Origin of the sequence: Streptococcus hillyeri, assembly GCF_041081565.1 — a bacterium.
Taxonomy (GTDB): Bacteria; Bacillota; Bacilli; order Lactobacillales; family Streptococcaceae; genus Streptococcus; species Streptococcus hillyeri.
Genome location: NZ_CP163513.1, coordinates 1259209 through 1275673, shown reverse-complemented (window position 1 = coordinate 1275673; position 16465 = coordinate 1259209). Strand labels below are relative to the sequence as shown.

Genomic DNA, 16465 nt, shown 5'->3' with positions numbered 1-16465 from the left:
ATACAAGAAAATACAAGGTTTTGTGCCTTGTACTTTGTTTTTAGATATGGAAAACTAAAACCACCCGTTTTTTAGCGGGTGGTTTTGATGTCATAAAGTGTGATTATTTCACAAAATCATTGATTTCTGTTTCAATGTTAGCAATTTTTTCCTCTGCTTCGGCAAGTGTTTCACCGACTGTTGCGATATAGAATTTAATCTTTGGTTCTGTTCCTGATGGGCGAACTGCAAACCAGCTGTCATCGGTCAATGTGTATTTAAGGACGTCAGATGGTGGTGTTGTCAATTCAGTTGTTGTACCATCAAGGGCGACAGCTTTTTGAAGAGCAAAGTCTTCAAAGAGGGCGATGTCTGTTTTGTTGAACTGTTCTGGTGCATTGTCACGGAATTTAGCCATGATTGCTTTGATTTGTTCGGCACCGTCTTTACCTGAGAGGGTAACAGAGATAGTTTTCTCAGCGAAGTAGCCGTATTCTTTGAAGATTTCATCAATACCGTCTGCAAGTGTCAGGCCACGAGAGCGGTAGTAGGCTGCAATTTCAGCCACCATTAAAACAGCTTGAATAGCATCTTTGTCACGAACAAATGGTTTGATGAGATAACCGAAGCTTTCTTCAAAACCAAACATGTAGGTGTGGTTGTGCTTTTCTTCAAATTCTTGGATTTTTTCAGCGATGAATTTGAATCCTGTCAACACATTGAACATGGTTGCGCCGTAGCTTTCAGCAATCTTAGTAACCAATTCAGTAGATACGATTGATTTAGCAAGGGCTGCATTTTCAGGTAATGTTCCTGCTTGTTTGTGGGCTTCAAGGATATATTTGGCGATGATTGCACCGATTTGGTTTCCTGAGAGGTTCCAGTATGAACCGTCAGTTTGACGAACTTCAACACCGACACGGTCAGCATCTGGGTCCGTTGCTAAAAGCACATCAGCTCCGATTTCACGTCCGAGTTCTTCAGCGAGGGCAAAGGCAGCTTGGCTTTCAGGATTTGGTGATGCAACGGTAGAGAAATCAGGGTCAACGGTTGCTTGGCTTTCTACGACTTGAACAGACTCAAATCCAGCTTCAGCAAGGGCACGACGCGCTAGCATTTCCCCAGTACCATGAAGAGGTGTGTAAACAATTTTCATGTCTTTGCCATGCTCGGCAATGAGTTCTTTATTGATGTTGATAGCCTTGAGTTCATCGAGGTAGAGGCGGTCTGTTTCTTCACCAAGAACAGTGATGAGACCAGAGCTTTTGCTTTCTTCAAGGTCAGCGAGTTCAACGGCAAATGGATTGTCAATGCCACGGATAAAATCAGTCAAAGCAGAAGCGTCTGCTGGTGGCATTTGGCCACCGTCTTCACCGTAAACTTTGTAGCCGTTAAATTCTTTAGGGTTATGACTAGCTGTTACCATGATACCGGCAACAGTACCGTAGTGGCGCACTGCAAATGATAGTTCTGGTGTTGGGCGTAGGCTTTCAAAAACATAAGATTTGATACCGTGTGCTGCTAGGACTTGAGCAGATTCGAAGGCGAACTCTGGTGAGAAGTGACGTGTGTCATAGGCAATAGCTACGCCACGTTTTTTAGCATCCTCACCTTTGCTTTCTACTAATTTTGCAAGGCCTTCAGTTGCTTGGCGTACCACATAAATATTGATACGGTTTGTACCAGCTCCGATATAGCCACGCATACCTGCGGTACCAAATTCAAGGTTTGTGTAGAAGGCATCTTCTTTTGTTTTTTCATCCATAGATTCTAATTCAGTACGAAGGTAGTCGGGCAGTTCAGAAAAATCCACCCATTTTTGGTAATTTTCTTGATAGGTCATTGCATTCTCCTTTAACTTTTATTAATCGCTTTCATTATATCATTTTCATGTAAAAAAATCACGAGTTTTCGTGATTTTCATTATTTTTTTAAATTTTCGAGGCGTGGCACAATGATAAAGGTTAGGAATGACGAAATCACCATTTCAGCGATAGCATTTGTTCCTAAAACAGTAGCTAACATCGCTTGGACATTACCGTTGTAAACATTTGAGAAGAGGATGAAGATACCACCGAGTACAAAGATGGTGTTGGTCATTGATCCTACAGCACCTGCGATAAGAAGTCCACTACGGTTTTTGATTAATTTATAGACAAAGTAGGGTGTGATACCAATTAGTATTCGTGGGACCATTGCAATAATGAGCGAATAGATATTACCATTTTCGACAAAGGGTGAGAAAAGGTAGCTACTTGGGATTTGGATAACAGTGTTAGTAACGACACTGATGAGTCCCATTAAACCGCCAAGTGTTGCTCCTACACGTGGTCCATAGAGAATGGAGGCGATGATAACTGGAATATGCACCAAAGTTGGTTTAATTGGAAGCGGCAGAACATTAAAAATGATAGACGTCAGAAGATGGATGACAATCATTGTCGCAAAGAACATTGAGATGGTTGCAACAGTGGTAGAGTTTTTGTTTTTCATTTATTCTCCTATTTTGCTATGATAAATTTTCGTTAATGGTTTGTAGAATGGTATCTAGATCAGCTAGAGCGCCTCGTCCGACATCACCGCAGGCTAAGAGAGCTGATTTTGGTGTGATTTCTTTGTACCCCACCTCTTTTAAAATAGCGAGATTGCGCTGGGTTAAGGGATTATCATACATTTTTGTATTCATAGCTGGTGCGATGAGCTTTGGAAGGTCTGCTGGCAAAGCCAGTGCGGTTGCTGTGACCATATTATCTGCTCCGCCATGTGCCAAAGTAGCAATCGTATTAGCAGAAGCAGGTGCTAGGATAAAAAGATCGGCTTCTTTTCCTAGGTCGATATGGTTAATCCGCTCTGCTATTTTTTCTTCCATCACATCCAAGTGAACAGGATTTTTAGACAAGACCTGCAAGGTTAGTGGTGTGATAAATTGAGTCGCCGCTTCCGTCATGAGGACATGGACGTCATAGCCGCGCTTGGTGAGTTGGCTAGTCAAGTCGGCAGCTTTGTAGGCAGCGATGGAACCTGATACAGCTAGTAGAATGCGTTTAGTCATGAGCAGTCACCTTTTCATACAGTTTTTCAGCAATTTCTAGTTTGGTATGAGCTTTAATGTCATTTGTCTCATCAACGAGATAGGCGATGTGTTGGTCACCTGTAATCTCATTAAGGTCATTGGCGACAATAAGCTCAGCTTGATTTTTGACAAGGCTAGCCCTCGCCACGTCAAACAGCTCTGCTTTTGGAACATTCACCAAAAGTTTAAAACCGATGAGACGGATATTGGGATTCCACTCTTTAACCTGACTAATAACCTTTGGTGTTTTTTTCAGGAAAAGCACTTGGTAGTCAGATTTGGATGAGATTTTAGTTTCACCATTTTTTTTGGACAAAAGCTGAGCAGGAGAGTTTACTTGCTCCAGTTCTTCTAAGTCTGTCATGTAGACTGGCGTATAGTCTGATACCGCCATGCTGTGAATGAGGACATCGTGTGACTTAACGAGAGGCTCCAATGTCGTGAGCAGGCTTTCTACATTACTAATGAGTTGGATTGTCAAATTTGCTTGTTCAAGAGGTTTGACAGCTTGTTTTGTCGTTACTAAAGTGACTTGATGGCCTTTGGATAAAAAAGTTTCTGCTATTATTTTTCCAAGGTAACCGGTAGAGTGATTCGTAATCCCGCGAACACTGTCAATGTTCTCTGTGGTACCACCAGATGTAATCAAAATTTTCATAGGCTGATTTTACACTAAAATACTGATTTTGTAAATGATTTGAGTTATAATAAGAAGATAAAGAATAGAGGAGAAAATTGTGGCTAGTCAAGGTATTGACATTGAAAAATATCATCAATTAGCGTTGCAAAAACAGGGAGAACATCGTAAGTTTTTGGCGAGTTTAAAGAAAAAAGCTCCGAAAAATTTGGATAAAGTTGTCCAAGAGGTTCATCGTGAGGTTTTTCTTGAGATTGATTGTACCAAGTGTGCTAATTGTTGTCGTAATCTGGGGCCTCTTTTTACGGAGGCAGATATCACGAGGATTGCAAAACATTTTCGCATGAAATTGCCTGCTTTTGAAGAAGCGTTTTTACGGACAGATGAAGATGGGGACAAGGTTTTTCAATCGATGCCGTGTCCGTTTTTAGGGGATGACAACCTTTGTAGTATTTATGATGTTCGTCCCAAGGCTTGTCGTGAATTTCCCCATACAGACCGCAAGAAGATTTATCAAATTAATAATTTGACGATTAAGAATACCCTCTTTTGCCCAGCAGCTTATCTCTTTGTTGAAAAACTACAAAAGAGATTGTAAGGGAGTGATATTGCCTTAGACTACGCGTGTGGTGAGAGATAACAACCACTGGAAAATATATAAAACGATTACAAAAACGGAGGTGTTTTATGATTATAACAACAACTAATGGTGTTGATGGCGCTCAAGTGAGCGGTTATAAAGGAATTGTTTTTGGTGAAGTCATCACTGGAATCAACATGTTTAAAGATATTGGTGCCGGTTTGCGCAATATCTTTGGAGGTCGTTCAGCAAGTTATGAAAATGAATTGACTGAGGCGCGTGAAACAGCTCTCAAAGAAATGGAGAGACGGGCAACTGAGTTAGGAGCAGATGCTGTTATTGGTGTTAAGATGGATTATGAAGTCCTAGGAGCAGACAATGGCATGCTGATGGTGACTTGCAGCGGTACAGCAGTAACCCTAACCAAGTGAGAATGAAACAGTTGATTGGGATATTTTAAGTCTGAGCTCGGAAACAATGAAGCAAGGAAGCAGAGGGTATTTGAAAAGCTGTTCAGTTACAAATGTTCAATCTGTCATCGCATCAAACTGTCATTATTACAAAATTTAAGTGGTGAAAAGACGTTTCCTAGTCCCAGTAAGTTGTCTTAAAGAATGATTTTTAGTGAACAAAAGCTGCGCTTGTCAAAAATGATAGGTGCAGTTTTATATTTGTTTTACTAACTATCAATAACTATTGACAATAAGGTATTAGCAGATTAAAATAGTATTAGATTAATGACACAAAGGAGAATCTTATGAACAAGCGCATTCTTGCAAGCTCCCACAGAACTTTATCAAAAAATGCCTACTTGGCTTGTGGCTATCTTGACACCTGTAATGGTTGAAGGATTCTTTATAATAGGTAGTGTCTTATTTGGGATTATTTTTGGTCTTGCAGCTGTCTTTTTCATCATAGCCAATGGTAATTTTGACGCCTTCACAGAAGGAATGACCTTACCTCTCCATGTGGAATTATTGAGTTTTTCCTTTGTATCAGGCTTACTTTTTATATGGGTCAAATGGGTTGAGAAACGTTCAATTTCAAGTCTAGGCTTTTTTAAAAAGAACTGGTTTAAGGAGCTAGCACTAGGTTTTCTGGTTGGTTCTCTTCAATTCAGTTTGGCTATTGGTTTGGTTTATCTATTGGGAGGTGTGCGATTTTCTGGCGTAGATTTTTCTGGTTTAGCATGGCTATATGTTCTATCAACTATTCCTTTTTGGTTGTTGCAAGGTGGTACCGAAGAACTACTGACTCGTGGCTGGCTCTTGCCAATTTTAAATAAGCGGACCAATCTTGCTATTGCTGTTGGGATTAGCAGTTCCCTCTTTGGTTTGATGCACCTTGCAAATAATCATATCACTTTCTTATCTATTCTCAATATCGTATTATTTGGTATTGCGATGGCGCTTTATATGCTGAAACGTGATAACCTATGGGGAGTTATTGGTATCCATGGGGCTTGGAATTTCGTTCAAGGAAATGTCTATGGTGTAGCTGTTTCAGGTCAAAGTGTCGGTGCCTCTTTGTTTCATTTTGTGGAAAAAGCTGGCGCTCCAGAATGGATTTCTGGTGGCGGCTTTGGAACGGAAGGGAGCTTAATCACATCACTGGTTGAACTTCTTCTCATTGTGTATCTCTACTATGGGATTAAAAAAGAAAAGGCATAAGCGGTTTGGTTTAGTCACTAGACCGTTTTTCTTATCCATAAAAATAACAAAATTATGATAAAATAAGAAAAAACTGAGAAAGAAGAAAGACATGATTGATAGACGAGACGATAATCAGTTTGAACTGGTGTCAAAATACGAACCATCTGGTGACCAACCGCAGGCGATTGAGCAGCTGGTGGATAATATTGAAGGTGGTGAAAAGGCGCAAATCCTTATGGGGGCAACAGGGACTGGTAAGACCTATACCATGAGTCAGGTGATTGCCAAAGTCAATAAACCAACCCTCGTCATCGCCCACAACAAGACCCTTGCTGGTCAGCTTTATGGGGAGTTCAAGGAATTTTTCCCAAACAATGCCGTGGAATACTTTGTTTCCTACTATGATTATTATCAGCCAGAGGCTTATGTGCCCTCATCTGATACTTATATCGAAAAAGATAGTTCAGTCAACGATGAGATTGATAAACTCCGCCATTCTGCGACATCATCACTCTTAGAACGTAATGATGTCATTGTGGTGGCGTCGGTGTCTTGTATCTACGGTTTGGGTTCTCCAAAGGAATACGCGGATTCAGCGGTCAGCTTGCGACCTGGTCAGGAGATTTCAAGGGACAAACTGTTGAACCAATTGGTGGATATTCAGTTTGAACGTAACGACATTGATTTCCAGCGTGGGCGTTTCCGTGTGCGTGGTGATGTGGTGGAAATTTTCCCTGCCTCTCGTGACGAGCATGCCTTCCGTGTGGAATTTTTTGGCGACGAAATTGACCGCATTCAAGAAATCGAGAGCTTGACTGGGCGCCCAATGGGAGAAGTGGAACACTTAGTGCTCTTTCCTGCCACTCACTTCATGACCAATGAGGAGCATATGGAACATGCTATCAAAAATATTATTGATGAAATGGAAGCTCAGGTTAAAGAGTTTGAAGCAGAAGGCAAATTGATTGAAGCGCAGCGCATTCGCCAAAGGACAGAATACGATGTAGAGATGCTCCGTGAAATGGGCTACACCAATGGTGTCGAAAACTATTCTCGCCATATGGACGGCCGTTCAGAGGGCGAGCCACCTTACACCTTGCTGGATTTCTTCCCAGAGGATTTCCTCATCATGATTGACGAGAGCCACATGACCATGGGGCAGATCAAGGGCATGTATAATGGCGACCGCTCACGCAAGCAGATGTTGGTGGATTACGGGTTCCGCTTGCCGTCAGCCTTGGACAACAGACCGCTGCGCCGAGAAGAATTCGAGAGCCATGTTCACCAGATTGTCTATGTGTCAGCGACACCTGGCGATTACGAGATGGAGCAGACCGACACCGTGATTGAGCAGATTATCCGCCCGACAGGGCTTCTTGACCCTGAGGTGGAAGTTCGCCCAACGATGGGGCAGATGGATGACCTCCTTGGTGAAATCAATAGCAGAGCTGAAAAAGGTGAGCGTGTCTTTGTCACCACCTTGACCAAGAAAATGGCGGAAGATTTGACCGACTACCTCAAGGAAATGGGAGTCAAGGTCAAATACATGCACTCGGATATTAAGACGCTAGAACGGACAGAAATTATTCGTGACCTCCGCCTCGGTGTCTTCGATGTGCTGATTGGGATTAACCTGCTCCGTGAAGGTATTGACGTACCAGAGGTGAGCTTGGTTGCCATTCTTGATGCAGATAAGGAAGGCTTCCTCCGCAATGAGCGTGGACTGATTCAGACCATTGGGCGTGCGGCTCGTAACAGTGAAGGTCATGTCATCATGTACGCGGATAAGATTACTGACTCCATGCAACGTGCCATGGACGAAACGGCACGCCGTCGTGAGATTCAGATGGCATACAATGAGAAGCACGGCATTGTCCCACAAACCATCAAGAAAGACATCCGAGACCTCATCGCTATCAGTAAAGCCACAGAAACCGATGTGGCAGAAGAAACAGTTGACTACTCAGCTATGAACAAAAAAGAGCGCCAAGACGCCATCAAGAAACTCCAAAAACAAATGCAGGAAGCTGCCGAGCTCCTTGACTTTGAACTGGCAGCACAAATCCGCGACTTGGTGTTAGAATTGAAAGCGATGGATTAGGGGGAGATTATGCAAAGATATCTTCTGTTATTACGAGGCATCAATCTTGGCAAACAGAACAAGGTGATCATGCCTGAACTTCGTGAGCAGTTAGAGAAGATTGGATTAGAGGAGGTCTCTTCTTATATCAATACAGGAAATTTATTCTTTTCATCTGAAGAAAATCAGTCTGATATTGAGAAAAAGATTACTGATGTTCTTTCTCTTCACTATGATTTTTCAATTCCTTTTGTAGTGATAGAAAGGAGTCTGATTTTGACAGAAAGCCTACCTATTTGGTGGGAAGATTCTGCCAAACGTAAAGATGCTTTATTCTATTTACCGGGAACAACAAAACAAACGATAGAAGCATTGATAGAGGATTGGGAATTGGTAGACGAAGATTTTTTGATTGGTGAAACAGCCTTGTTTTGGCGAGTGAGAGAGGAAGCTAATGCTAAACAAACAGCTCATTCTAAGAAAATCATGACCAAGCCTTTCAATCAAATGGTGACTCTACGAAATGCCAATACGTTCAATAAGCTAATATCTCTGGCAAAGGAGAAGTGATGAAGTTATATGTCTCTCAAAATCATAGAGGTGAAGGGAAGTTTCCGACATTTCCGAAAGGAACAAGAGTGGTCAATCTTTCTCCCTGCTCCAATTATCCTAATTGGTTTTCTTGTGAAATAGTAGGTATGAAAACCTATGTATCTGCCGATTTTTTAGAGGGGAATGCACTGAATAGAGATTACAATCCTACTGAGTTAATGGTGCAAGTAGGAGATAGCGTCGAACTATTGGAAGTACATTTTCAATGGGCTTTGGTTCGCTTCCAAGAAGAAATTGGCTGGTTACCCTTCTCTATCCTTCGCTCGTCATCATGATAAGGAAAAAGTTATCGTTAGTTGAAACATGGACAGGATAAAACATAGGTATTTCATGATATTAGTGTTGGTTAAAATGAACCAATAATGTCCTAAACTTAATTCAAATTACTGATATGTTTCATTGACACTAATAACAGGACTTTTTGCAGTAAAGTAGAGAAATACAATGGAGACTTGAAGAAGTTGAAGCATTGGAGTTTGATTGATGTGAAAACTTTAGAGTTATTGAAAACCCCATTATCAAGCAAGAGACAGTTAATCTGTCTCTTTTTTAAATTCCACAAGTGCTATATTTTTCTCTTTATGGTAAAATAATAAGGATACTATGTGAAAGTGGGAAGTGTGTTTTGGCACAGTTATATTATCGCTACGGCGCTATGAATTCAGGGAAATCCATTGAGATTCTCAAAGTTGCCTACAACTATGAGGAGCAGGGGAAACCTGTTATCCTGATGACGTCAAGTCTAGATACTCGCGATGGTGTTGGTTACGTTTCTAGCCGAATTGGGATGAAACGTGAGGCTTATCCCATCAGTGAAGATACGGATATTTTTGGTTTTATTCAATCGCAGAGCCCACAACCGTATTGTGTTCTGATAGATGAAGCGCAATTTTTAACACGAGCAAATGTGTATGATTTGGCTCGTATTGTTGATGAATTGGATATTCCAGTGATGGCTTTTGGTCTTAAAAATGATTTCAGAAATGAGCTCTTTGAAGGGTCTAAGCACCTGCTGTTATTAGCAGACAAAATTGACGAAATCAAAACCATTTGCCATTACTGTAAGAAAAAAGCAACTATGGTTCTTCGTATGGAAGATGGGAAGCCAACTTATGACGGAGCACAGGTGCAAATTGGTGGCAATGAAAGCTATACCTCAGTTTGTCGGAAACATTATTTTAACCCGCCGATTAGTGAAACAGAATGAATAATGCAATAAGGCATTAATATCATAGAAAAGAAACTGAATACGGGCTAAAAGCGTCGGAAAAAAGATAGACCTTCCTTGTGTGCGTGCACAAAGCGTCAGTCTCCTATTTTTCTCTAACTTTCTTAACGCCCTTAATATCTTAGAAAGGAACTGAATATGCCTACAAGGCTGAGGAAAAAGATAATTCTTCCTAGAAGCAGGAGCTTCTTCGTCAGAATTCCTATTTTCCGTTGCCTTGCTTAACGGCATTAATATCTTATTATTATGAACATTTATGATCAATTACAGGCGGTGGAAGACCGTTACGAAGAACTTGGAGAGCTTTTATCGGATCCTGATGTGGTGAGCGATACGAAGCGTTTTATGGAATTATCGCGTGAAGAAGCGAACACGCGTGAGACAGTGACAGCTTATCGTGAATACAAACAAGTTATCCAAAACATCGCTGACGCAGAAGAAATGATTAAGGATGCTGGTGGCGACCCTGAGTTAGAAGAAATGGCTAAGGAAGAGCTTAAGCAATCTAAGGCAGATAAAGAAGCCTACGAAGAAAAATTGAAAATCCTTCTCTTGCCAAAAGACCCTAACGATGATAAGAATATCATCCTTGAAATTCGCGGTGCAGCTGGTGGTGATGAAGCAGCCCTCTTTGCAGGTGACCTTTTGACCATGTACCAAAAATTTGCGGAGAGCCAAGGCTGGCGCTTTGAAGTCATGGAGGCTTCCTACAATGGTGTTGGTGGTATCAAGGAAGTGGTTGCCATGGTATCAGGTCAGTCAGTTTATTCTAAACTTAAATACGAGTCAGGTGCTCACCGTGTGCAACGTGTTCCTGTGACAGAAAGTCAAGGTCGTGTTCACACCTCAACGGCGACAGTTCTTATCATGCCTGAAATCGAAGAAGTTGAATATGATATTGACCCGAAAGACCTTCGTGTGGATATTTACCACGCTTCAGGTGCTGGTGGTCAGAACGTCAATAAGGTTGCGACAGCCGTTCGTATCGTTCACTTACCAACCAATATCAAGGTTGAAATGCAGGAAGAACGGACACAACAGAAAAACCGTGAGAAAGCGATGAAAATCATCCGTGCGCGTGTGGCTGACCATTTTGCCCAAATTGCCCAAGATGAGCAAGATGCCGAGCGTAAATCAACTATCGGTACGGGTGACCGTTCTGAACGTATCCGTACTTACAACTTCCCACAAAACCGTGTGACCGATCACCGCATTGGCTTGACCCTTCAAAAATTAGATACCATTTTGTCTGGTAAAATGGATGAAGTCGTTGATGCGCTAGTGCTTTATGACCAAACACAAAAATTGGAGAAACTAAATAACTAATGACTTACGCCAACCTTATTGCGCAACTAGAAGAGCGCCTTGAGCAGCTTGGTGAGGAGAGAGAAGGTCTGGTCTATGTCTTTCAAGCCTTAAAGGGATGGACAAAGACCGACCTTGTCTTGCATTTACGGCAAGCTGTTACGGCTGCTGACGAGGGACTGTTTCACCGAATTTTTGAGCAACTAAGCCAGCAGATTCCCCCTCAGTACATCACAGGAAAAGCTTATTTTAGAGATCTTGAGTTAGCGGTTGATGACCGTGTACTGATTCCTCGCCCTGAGACAGAGGAACTTGTTGATTTGATTTTAAGGGAAAATAGCGGAGCAGACCTGCGAGTTTTAGACATTGGAACAGGAAGCGGTGCGATAGCTTTATCCCTCAAAAAAGCCCGACCAGAATGGGAAGTCACGGCAAGTGATATTTCATCAGAAGCCCTGAGTTTAGCCCAGAAAAATGCGCAAGCCAATCAACTTGAGGTAACTTTTGTTCAATCAGATGTGTTTGAAAAGGTGTCGGGTTCCTTTGATATTATCGTGTCTAATCCGCCATACATTGCTTACGATGATAAAGATGAAGTCGGTGGCAATGTCTTAGCATCGGAACCCCACCTTGCCTTGTTTGCGGATGAAGATGGCTATGCCATTTACCGTCAGATTATTGAGCAGTCGTCCTCTTATTTAACAGCTAAAGGAAAACTATACTTTGAAATTGGTTATAAGCAGGGGAATGGACTGACTTCGCTACTTAATAAGGCTTTCCCTGAAGCTCGCGTGCGTGTAATACAGGATATGTTTGGCAAGGATAGGATGGTGGTGCTAGATGGCAGAATGTGATTTCATCAAAATATTGGAAGATGGCGGAGCGCTCGTTTTACCGACAGAAACAGTCTACGGACTCTTTGCTAAAGCACTTGACGAATACGCTGTTGAACGTGTCTATGCCCTGAAACAGCGTCCAAAAGACAAGGCCATGAACCTAAATGTCGCTGATTTTGAGACGATTTTAGCTTATTCTAAGAATCAGCCACCCTATCTCAGAAAACTCTATGACGCCTTCTTACCAGGCCCTTTGACTATTATTTTACAGGCGAATGCTGAGGTACCAAATTGGATTAATTCAGGTTTAGCGACAGTTGGATTTAGAGTACCCAATCATCTCAGAACATTAGAACTTATTCGTTCACAGAAAGTTTTGATTGGACCTTCTGCCAATATTTCTGGTAAGAGTAGTGGTACTGTTTTCAAGGAAATTATACAAGATTTTGACAATCAAGTGACGGGCTATGAGGATGATGGTGTTTTAACTGGTCAAGATTCAACCATCTTAGACTTATCTAGAGAAAAGGCTCGTATTTTAAGACAAGGGGCGATTACTAAGGAAGATTTATTAGCTGTCGTACCAGAATTACGATTTTAAGGAGTATATATGTCTGAAATTTTATTTTATCGTGTCAATGACCCATATGGAGAATTCTCAAATTTTTCGGCTTATCCTTTTTCTGATGGCGAAAGGATTTGGCCAACTTCTGAGCATTATTTTCAAGCACAAAAATTTTTGGACAGAGATATTCAAGAGAAAATTAGAAATATTGTTTCTCCGATGGATGCTGCCTTAGAGGGAAGAAATCGGTCTAATCCTCTGCGTGAGGATTGGGAAGAGGTTAAGGATGATGTGATGCGATTCGCTGTGCTAGAAAAATTTAAACAAAATCCTGTTCTTAAATCGTTGCTTCTTTCAACCGGTGATGCTACTTTGATTGAACACACGACAAATGATGCCTATTGGGCAGACGGTGGTGATGGACGTGGCAAAAATATGTTAGGTCTTATTTTAATGGAGACTCGAGAATTATTAAAATAAAGAATTATTGAAGCGTTGATATGTAAGCTATGATTTTTCTGTTAGAAAAACTTAAATTTTGTTTTTGAGGATAATGCATGAAAGTCATTTTGGTTACCCCATTTAGTTCAAAAGCGAGAGACGTTAGAAATCTATATTTTGCCTCTTTTCCCAAGGAAGAACGGTTGCCCTACTGGTTTTTACTCTTGAAACAGGCAGAATTTTTTGCTTACCTTGACCAAGAAAAGCTGGTTGGTTTTTCCTACACTGTAAAAGGTCAGTCTTGTGATTTCTTACTGTTTCTGGCTGTTGCTGAAAGTCATCAGTCACACGGCTATGGCACCGCTATTTTACAAAAGGTAAAAGAAAAAGCTGGTGGAAAGCCTCAGATTGTGACCATTGAACCTCCTTTTGAGGTTTCAGAAAATGCAGAGCAGAGATTACGACGACTAGCTTTTTATGAGAAAAACAGTTTTACATTAACAGACCATTTTTATCAGGAAAATACAGAAACCTATCAGATCATGACAACTAAACAGCCTTTTGATAAGAAAGGTTTTTCAAAAGATGTCAGCCAATTTTTCTTAGGAATGGTCAAAACAAAGGTGAACTAAATGAGAGCAAGTGTGATTTTATTGGATAAGACAGGCCAATTTATAGTTCTGATTAAGCGAATAAAGCCAGATAAAACTTACTTAGTTTTCCCTGGCGGTGGTATTGAGGCTGGTGAGACTCCTAGACAAGCTGCCCTAAGGGAATTGTCGGAGGAATTAGCTATCCAAGTTCCTTCGGAAGCGATTAGGGCTGAAATGCAACAGCAAGATGGTTGGCTTTTTCTCATTCAGTCGCAAGAAAGTGTTGGTCCTTTGGCTATTCATGGTGAAGAAGCGGAGCGTTCAACTCCTAAAAATCAATATCTACCCCATTGGATTTCTTTGGAAGAAATGGCAGAGCTGAGCATTTTTCCTGAGATTGACAGAGAATGGCTCGCCAGACAACTGAATTAAAGGAGCAAGTAATGACAACGCAAGTAACCCTCAGACGATTAACTCTATCAGACGCCCCACAACTTCAAGTGATTAGTGAAACAGCGCTTGGTTATCCTTTTTCTTTGGAAGAAACGGAGAAGCAGCTTGAGAGATGTTTAGCCAATGACAGCCATTTCTTGATTGGTGCAGTAGATGAAACTGACCAAGTGATTGGTTATGTTCAGGCACAAATTTATGAAGCCATCTATTCGGAAAGAGGACTGAATGTCTTAGGTTTAGCTGTGTCATTAGACCATCAAGGACAAGGGATTGGGCACTTACTAATGGAAGAACTAGAAAGACAAGCTCTTGAAGCTGATTTAGCCTTTATTCGCTTAAACTCGGGATCCCATCGCTTAGAAGCGCATGCTTTTTACCGAAAAATCGGCTACAATGGTGATAAAACCCAAGTGAGATTTATCAAGGAGTTAAGATAAGTAAAGGAGAGTCTCGTTATGATACAAGATAATCATTTGCATACTAATTTTTCTTATGATTGTGAGGAGGATTTCGATAACTATTTGCCAGTTATGGCAGATGGATTCGTGACTACTGAGCATTTTGATTTGTCAAATCCTTATTCTGGAAATGATGATATCCCAGATTATCAAGCTTATTGTAAAAAAATTTCAATTTTAGAAGAGCAGTTGGGTGTTAGGATCAAAAAAGGCATTGAAATTGGTTATTATCAGCCACGAGAGAATGATATTTTAGATTATTTATCTGATAAGCAGTTTGATTTAAAACTCCTGTCTGTTCATCATAATGGTCAGTTTGACTATCTACAGAGAGAATTTGTTTTTCCACTAGGTAAAGACAATATTATCCCTAGGTATCTTGAAGCGCTAGAATATGCTATTGGACGTGTTGAGGCGGATGTACTAGCACATTTTGATTATGGGTTTAGACCGTTTGAAATGACTATTGAGGAATTAAAAGAATATGAACCACAGTTGATTCGTATTTTTGAGAAAATGATGCGGTTTGGTTTAGCTTTTGAAATTAATAGTAAAAGCATGTACCTTTATGAGCATGAACATCTTTATCGCTATGCTTTAGATTTGTTGAAAAAACTTGGATGTACCTCGTACTCTATTGGTTCAGATGGTCATAAATTAGAGCATTATGCTTTGTATTTTGATAGGGTGTCAGATTTATTGGTCGAATACGGCATTACTTCTGAAATGTTAATTCATTAACCTTATAGAAAATTATCAAGGAGTTTTAAATGGTTAAAATAGCTGTTTTAGGGGACATTCATGGAAATACCACGGCATTAGAAGCCGTACTGGCTGATGCTAAAGAGCAGAGCGTAGAAGAGTATTGGATTCTTGGGGATTTATTGCTGCCAGGGCATGGACGAATGGAGCTCTTCAATTTACTTAATGAGGTTAATTCAACTATCAAGGTTCGAGGGAACTGGGATGATTGTCTCTTGGAAGTTTTGAATGGTGATGTTGGTATTGAGGATTGTGAGGAAATCTACCTCAATCGTCTGGTGCAATACGCCATGGAAGAGTTAACGTCTGAATCTGTAACGAGTATTCGAGAAACTCCCATGCATGTTATGACTGATCGAGAAGGGATTTCTTTTAGTCTCTCCCACCAATTACCTGAAAAAAACTATGGCTGGGAGCTTGGTCCGACAGCAAGTCAAGAAACGATTGATGGCTTGTTTGAAAAATATCCCTGTGATGTCGCCATTTATGGCCATACTCATATTCCTGTTTTAAGATACAGTAGTAAAGGGCAACTCTTGTTCAATCCAGGTTCGGTTGGGAACCCTTTTTTTCCTTGGGAAAAGTTGCGACATGACCTACGTGCCCAGTATGCGATTTTGACGGTAGATGAACATGGCGTTTCTATTGACTTCCGTAAGGTTACTTATGATGTTTCTTTGGAGGTTAAACGTGCCAAAGAGAAAAAACTCCCTTTTGTTGATTTGTACCAATCACAGGTTGAAACAGGCGTTAATCGCGTACACGACAGAGAATGGATTACAACAGTGATTGAAGAAAATCATTATTTAGACGATGTGAAAGGTTTTAAAGAGAAGTTATTAACCTAAATGTTTTATACTCATCCAAGATCAAAATTAACATTTTAGAACCTTTAATATCATTGATAGACTTCCTAACGAAGTGAGGCCAAAATGTTTCTTTCGCTATAGTGGTATTGCTATCAGGAGTTTACTCTTGATAGAAACGGATTTTTGGGAGAACTACAGAAATTGAAAGTCAATTTCGTAGTAGTTCCCTCGCAAGGATGATTAGGTTGGACGCTGTCGAGTAGTCGACAAGTACAGCCAATCATATATTGCGAAAAGAAGGCTCAAATCTAGCAATGAAACTCCGTAGGAGGTTGAGATACTGACTTCGTCAGTTATATTTCCCACCTCCAAAGGTCTCCCAGACCTTTGGAGCGTCCGCAC

General features: G+C 40.9%; 20 protein-coding genes. 16 read left to right on the top strand and 4 right to left on the bottom strand.

Annotated elements, in window-relative coordinates; all coding sequences use genetic code 11:
• Positions 1-103 precede the first annotated feature (103 nt).
• The 4 genes from AB6M99_RS05980 to AB6M99_RS05965 form a co-directional block, all read right to left on the bottom strand.
• On the bottom strand, positions 104-1822 hold the full coding sequence (locus AB6M99_RS05980; protein ID WP_121834622.1) for a phospho-sugar mutase: 1719 nt from the start codon (positions 1820-1822) through the stop codon (positions 104-106).
• An 80-nt stretch (positions 1823-1902) separates the two neighbouring features.
• Positions 1903-2472, bottom strand: coding sequence for an ECF transporter S component (locus AB6M99_RS05975; RefSeq protein WP_369350371.1), 570 nt, complete (start codon positions 2470-2472; stop codon positions 1903-1905).
• 16 nt (positions 2473-2488) lie between these two features.
• Positions 2489-3031 carry a phosphopantothenoylcysteine decarboxylase gene (coaC, locus tag AB6M99_RS05970; protein WP_121834624.1) on the bottom strand — a complete coding sequence of 181 codons (543 nt, stop codon included), beginning with the start codon at positions 3029-3031 and terminating at the stop codon, positions 2489-2491.
• Positions 3024-3710 carry a phosphopantothenate--cysteine ligase gene (locus AB6M99_RS05965; protein ID WP_121834625.1) on the bottom strand — a complete coding sequence of 229 codons (687 nt, stop codon included), beginning with the start codon at positions 3708-3710 and terminating at the stop codon, positions 3024-3026. Before AB6M99_RS05965 ends, coaC begins: the two co-directional genes overlap by 8 nt.
• A 79-nt stretch (positions 3711-3789) precedes the next feature.
• Here AB6M99_RS05965 and AB6M99_RS05960 point away from each other — a divergent pair, with 79 nt between their 5' ends.
• The 16 genes from AB6M99_RS05960 to AB6M99_RS05885 all read left to right on the top strand — a co-directional run bounded on the left by AB6M99_RS05960 (position 3790) and on the right by AB6M99_RS05885 (position 16102).
• A complete protein-coding gene (locus tag AB6M99_RS05960) occupies positions 3790-4287 on the top strand; it encodes a YkgJ family cysteine cluster protein (protein WP_121834626.1) in 498 nt (165 codons plus the stop codon).
• 89 nt (positions 4288-4376) lie between these two features.
• The gene (locus AB6M99_RS05955) at positions 4377-4700 is read left to right on the top strand and encodes a putative heavy metal-binding protein (RefSeq protein ID WP_121834627.1); all 324 of its coding nucleotides are present in this window, start codon (positions 4377-4379) and stop codon (positions 4698-4700) included.
• Positions 4701-5072: 372 nt separating this feature from the next.
• Entirely contained in the window at positions 5073-5939 is an 867-nt protein-coding gene (locus tag AB6M99_RS05950; protein WP_369351222.1) for a CPBP family intramembrane glutamic endopeptidase, read from the top strand.
• A 91-nt stretch (positions 5940-6030) separates the two neighbouring features.
• A complete protein-coding gene (gene uvrB, locus AB6M99_RS05945; protein WP_121834629.1) occupies positions 6031-8022 on the top strand; it encodes an excinuclease ABC subunit UvrB in 1992 nt (663 codons plus the stop codon).
• A 9-nt stretch (positions 8023-8031) separates the two neighbouring features.
• A complete protein-coding gene (locus tag AB6M99_RS05940; RefSeq protein WP_121834630.1) occupies positions 8032-8571 on the top strand; it encodes a DUF1697 domain-containing protein in 540 nt (179 codons plus the stop codon).
• Positions 8571-8888: a hypothetical protein gene (locus AB6M99_RS05935; protein WP_121834631.1), complete on the top strand. Its 318-nt coding sequence runs from the start codon at positions 8571-8573 to the stop codon at positions 8886-8888. Before AB6M99_RS05940 ends, AB6M99_RS05935 begins: the two co-directional genes overlap by 1 nt.
• 350 nt (positions 8889-9238) lie before the next feature.
• Positions 9239-9820: a thymidine kinase gene (locus AB6M99_RS05930; RefSeq protein WP_121834632.1), complete on the top strand. Its 582-nt coding sequence runs from the start codon at positions 9239-9241 to the stop codon at positions 9818-9820.
• 267 nt (positions 9821-10087) lie between these two features.
• Positions 10088-11167: a peptide chain release factor 1 gene (gene prfA, locus AB6M99_RS05925; RefSeq protein ID WP_121834633.1), complete on the top strand. Its 1080-nt coding sequence runs from the start codon at positions 10088-10090 to the stop codon at positions 11165-11167.
• Complete coding sequence (gene prmC, locus AB6M99_RS05920; protein WP_121834634.1) at positions 11167-12000, top strand: peptide chain release factor N(5)-glutamine methyltransferase; 834 nt, start codon at positions 11167-11169, stop codon at positions 11998-12000. The genes prfA and prmC overlap by 1 nt, the downstream gene beginning before the upstream one ends.
• On the top strand, positions 11987-12583 hold the full coding sequence (locus tag AB6M99_RS05915; RefSeq protein WP_121834635.1) for an L-threonylcarbamoyladenylate synthase: 597 nt from the start codon (positions 11987-11989) through the stop codon (positions 12581-12583). Before prmC ends, AB6M99_RS05915 begins: the two co-directional genes overlap by 14 nt.
• A gap of 9 nt (positions 12584-12592) precedes the next feature.
• Positions 12593-13027 carry an NADAR family protein gene (locus tag AB6M99_RS05910; RefSeq protein WP_121834636.1) on the top strand — a complete coding sequence of 145 codons (435 nt, stop codon included), beginning with the start codon at positions 12593-12595 and terminating at the stop codon, positions 13025-13027.
• Positions 13028-13104: 77 nt separating this feature from the next.
• Positions 13105-13620 (top strand): GNAT family N-acetyltransferase, encoded by a 516-nt coding sequence (locus AB6M99_RS05905; RefSeq protein WP_369350370.1) that lies wholly within the window; start codon positions 13105-13107, stop codon positions 13618-13620.
• A complete protein-coding gene (locus tag AB6M99_RS05900) occupies positions 13621-14013 on the top strand; it encodes an NUDIX domain-containing protein (protein WP_121834638.1) in 393 nt (130 codons plus the stop codon).
• Positions 14014-14024: 11 nt separating this feature from the next.
• Positions 14025-14471, top strand: a complete 447-nt coding sequence (locus AB6M99_RS05895; protein ID WP_121834639.1) for a GNAT family N-acetyltransferase — start codon at positions 14025-14027, stop codon at positions 14469-14471.
• A gap of 21 nt (positions 14472-14492) precedes the next feature.
• Positions 14493-15233, top strand: a complete 741-nt coding sequence (locus AB6M99_RS05890; RefSeq protein WP_121834725.1) for a PHP domain-containing protein — start codon at positions 14493-14495, stop codon at positions 15231-15233.
• Between the two features lie 29 nt (positions 15234-15262).
• Positions 15263-16102 carry a metallophosphoesterase gene (locus AB6M99_RS05885; RefSeq protein WP_121834640.1) on the top strand — a complete coding sequence of 280 codons (840 nt, stop codon included), beginning with the start codon at positions 15263-15265 and terminating at the stop codon, positions 16100-16102.
• The last annotated feature ends 363 nt before the right edge of the window (positions 16103-16465 follow it).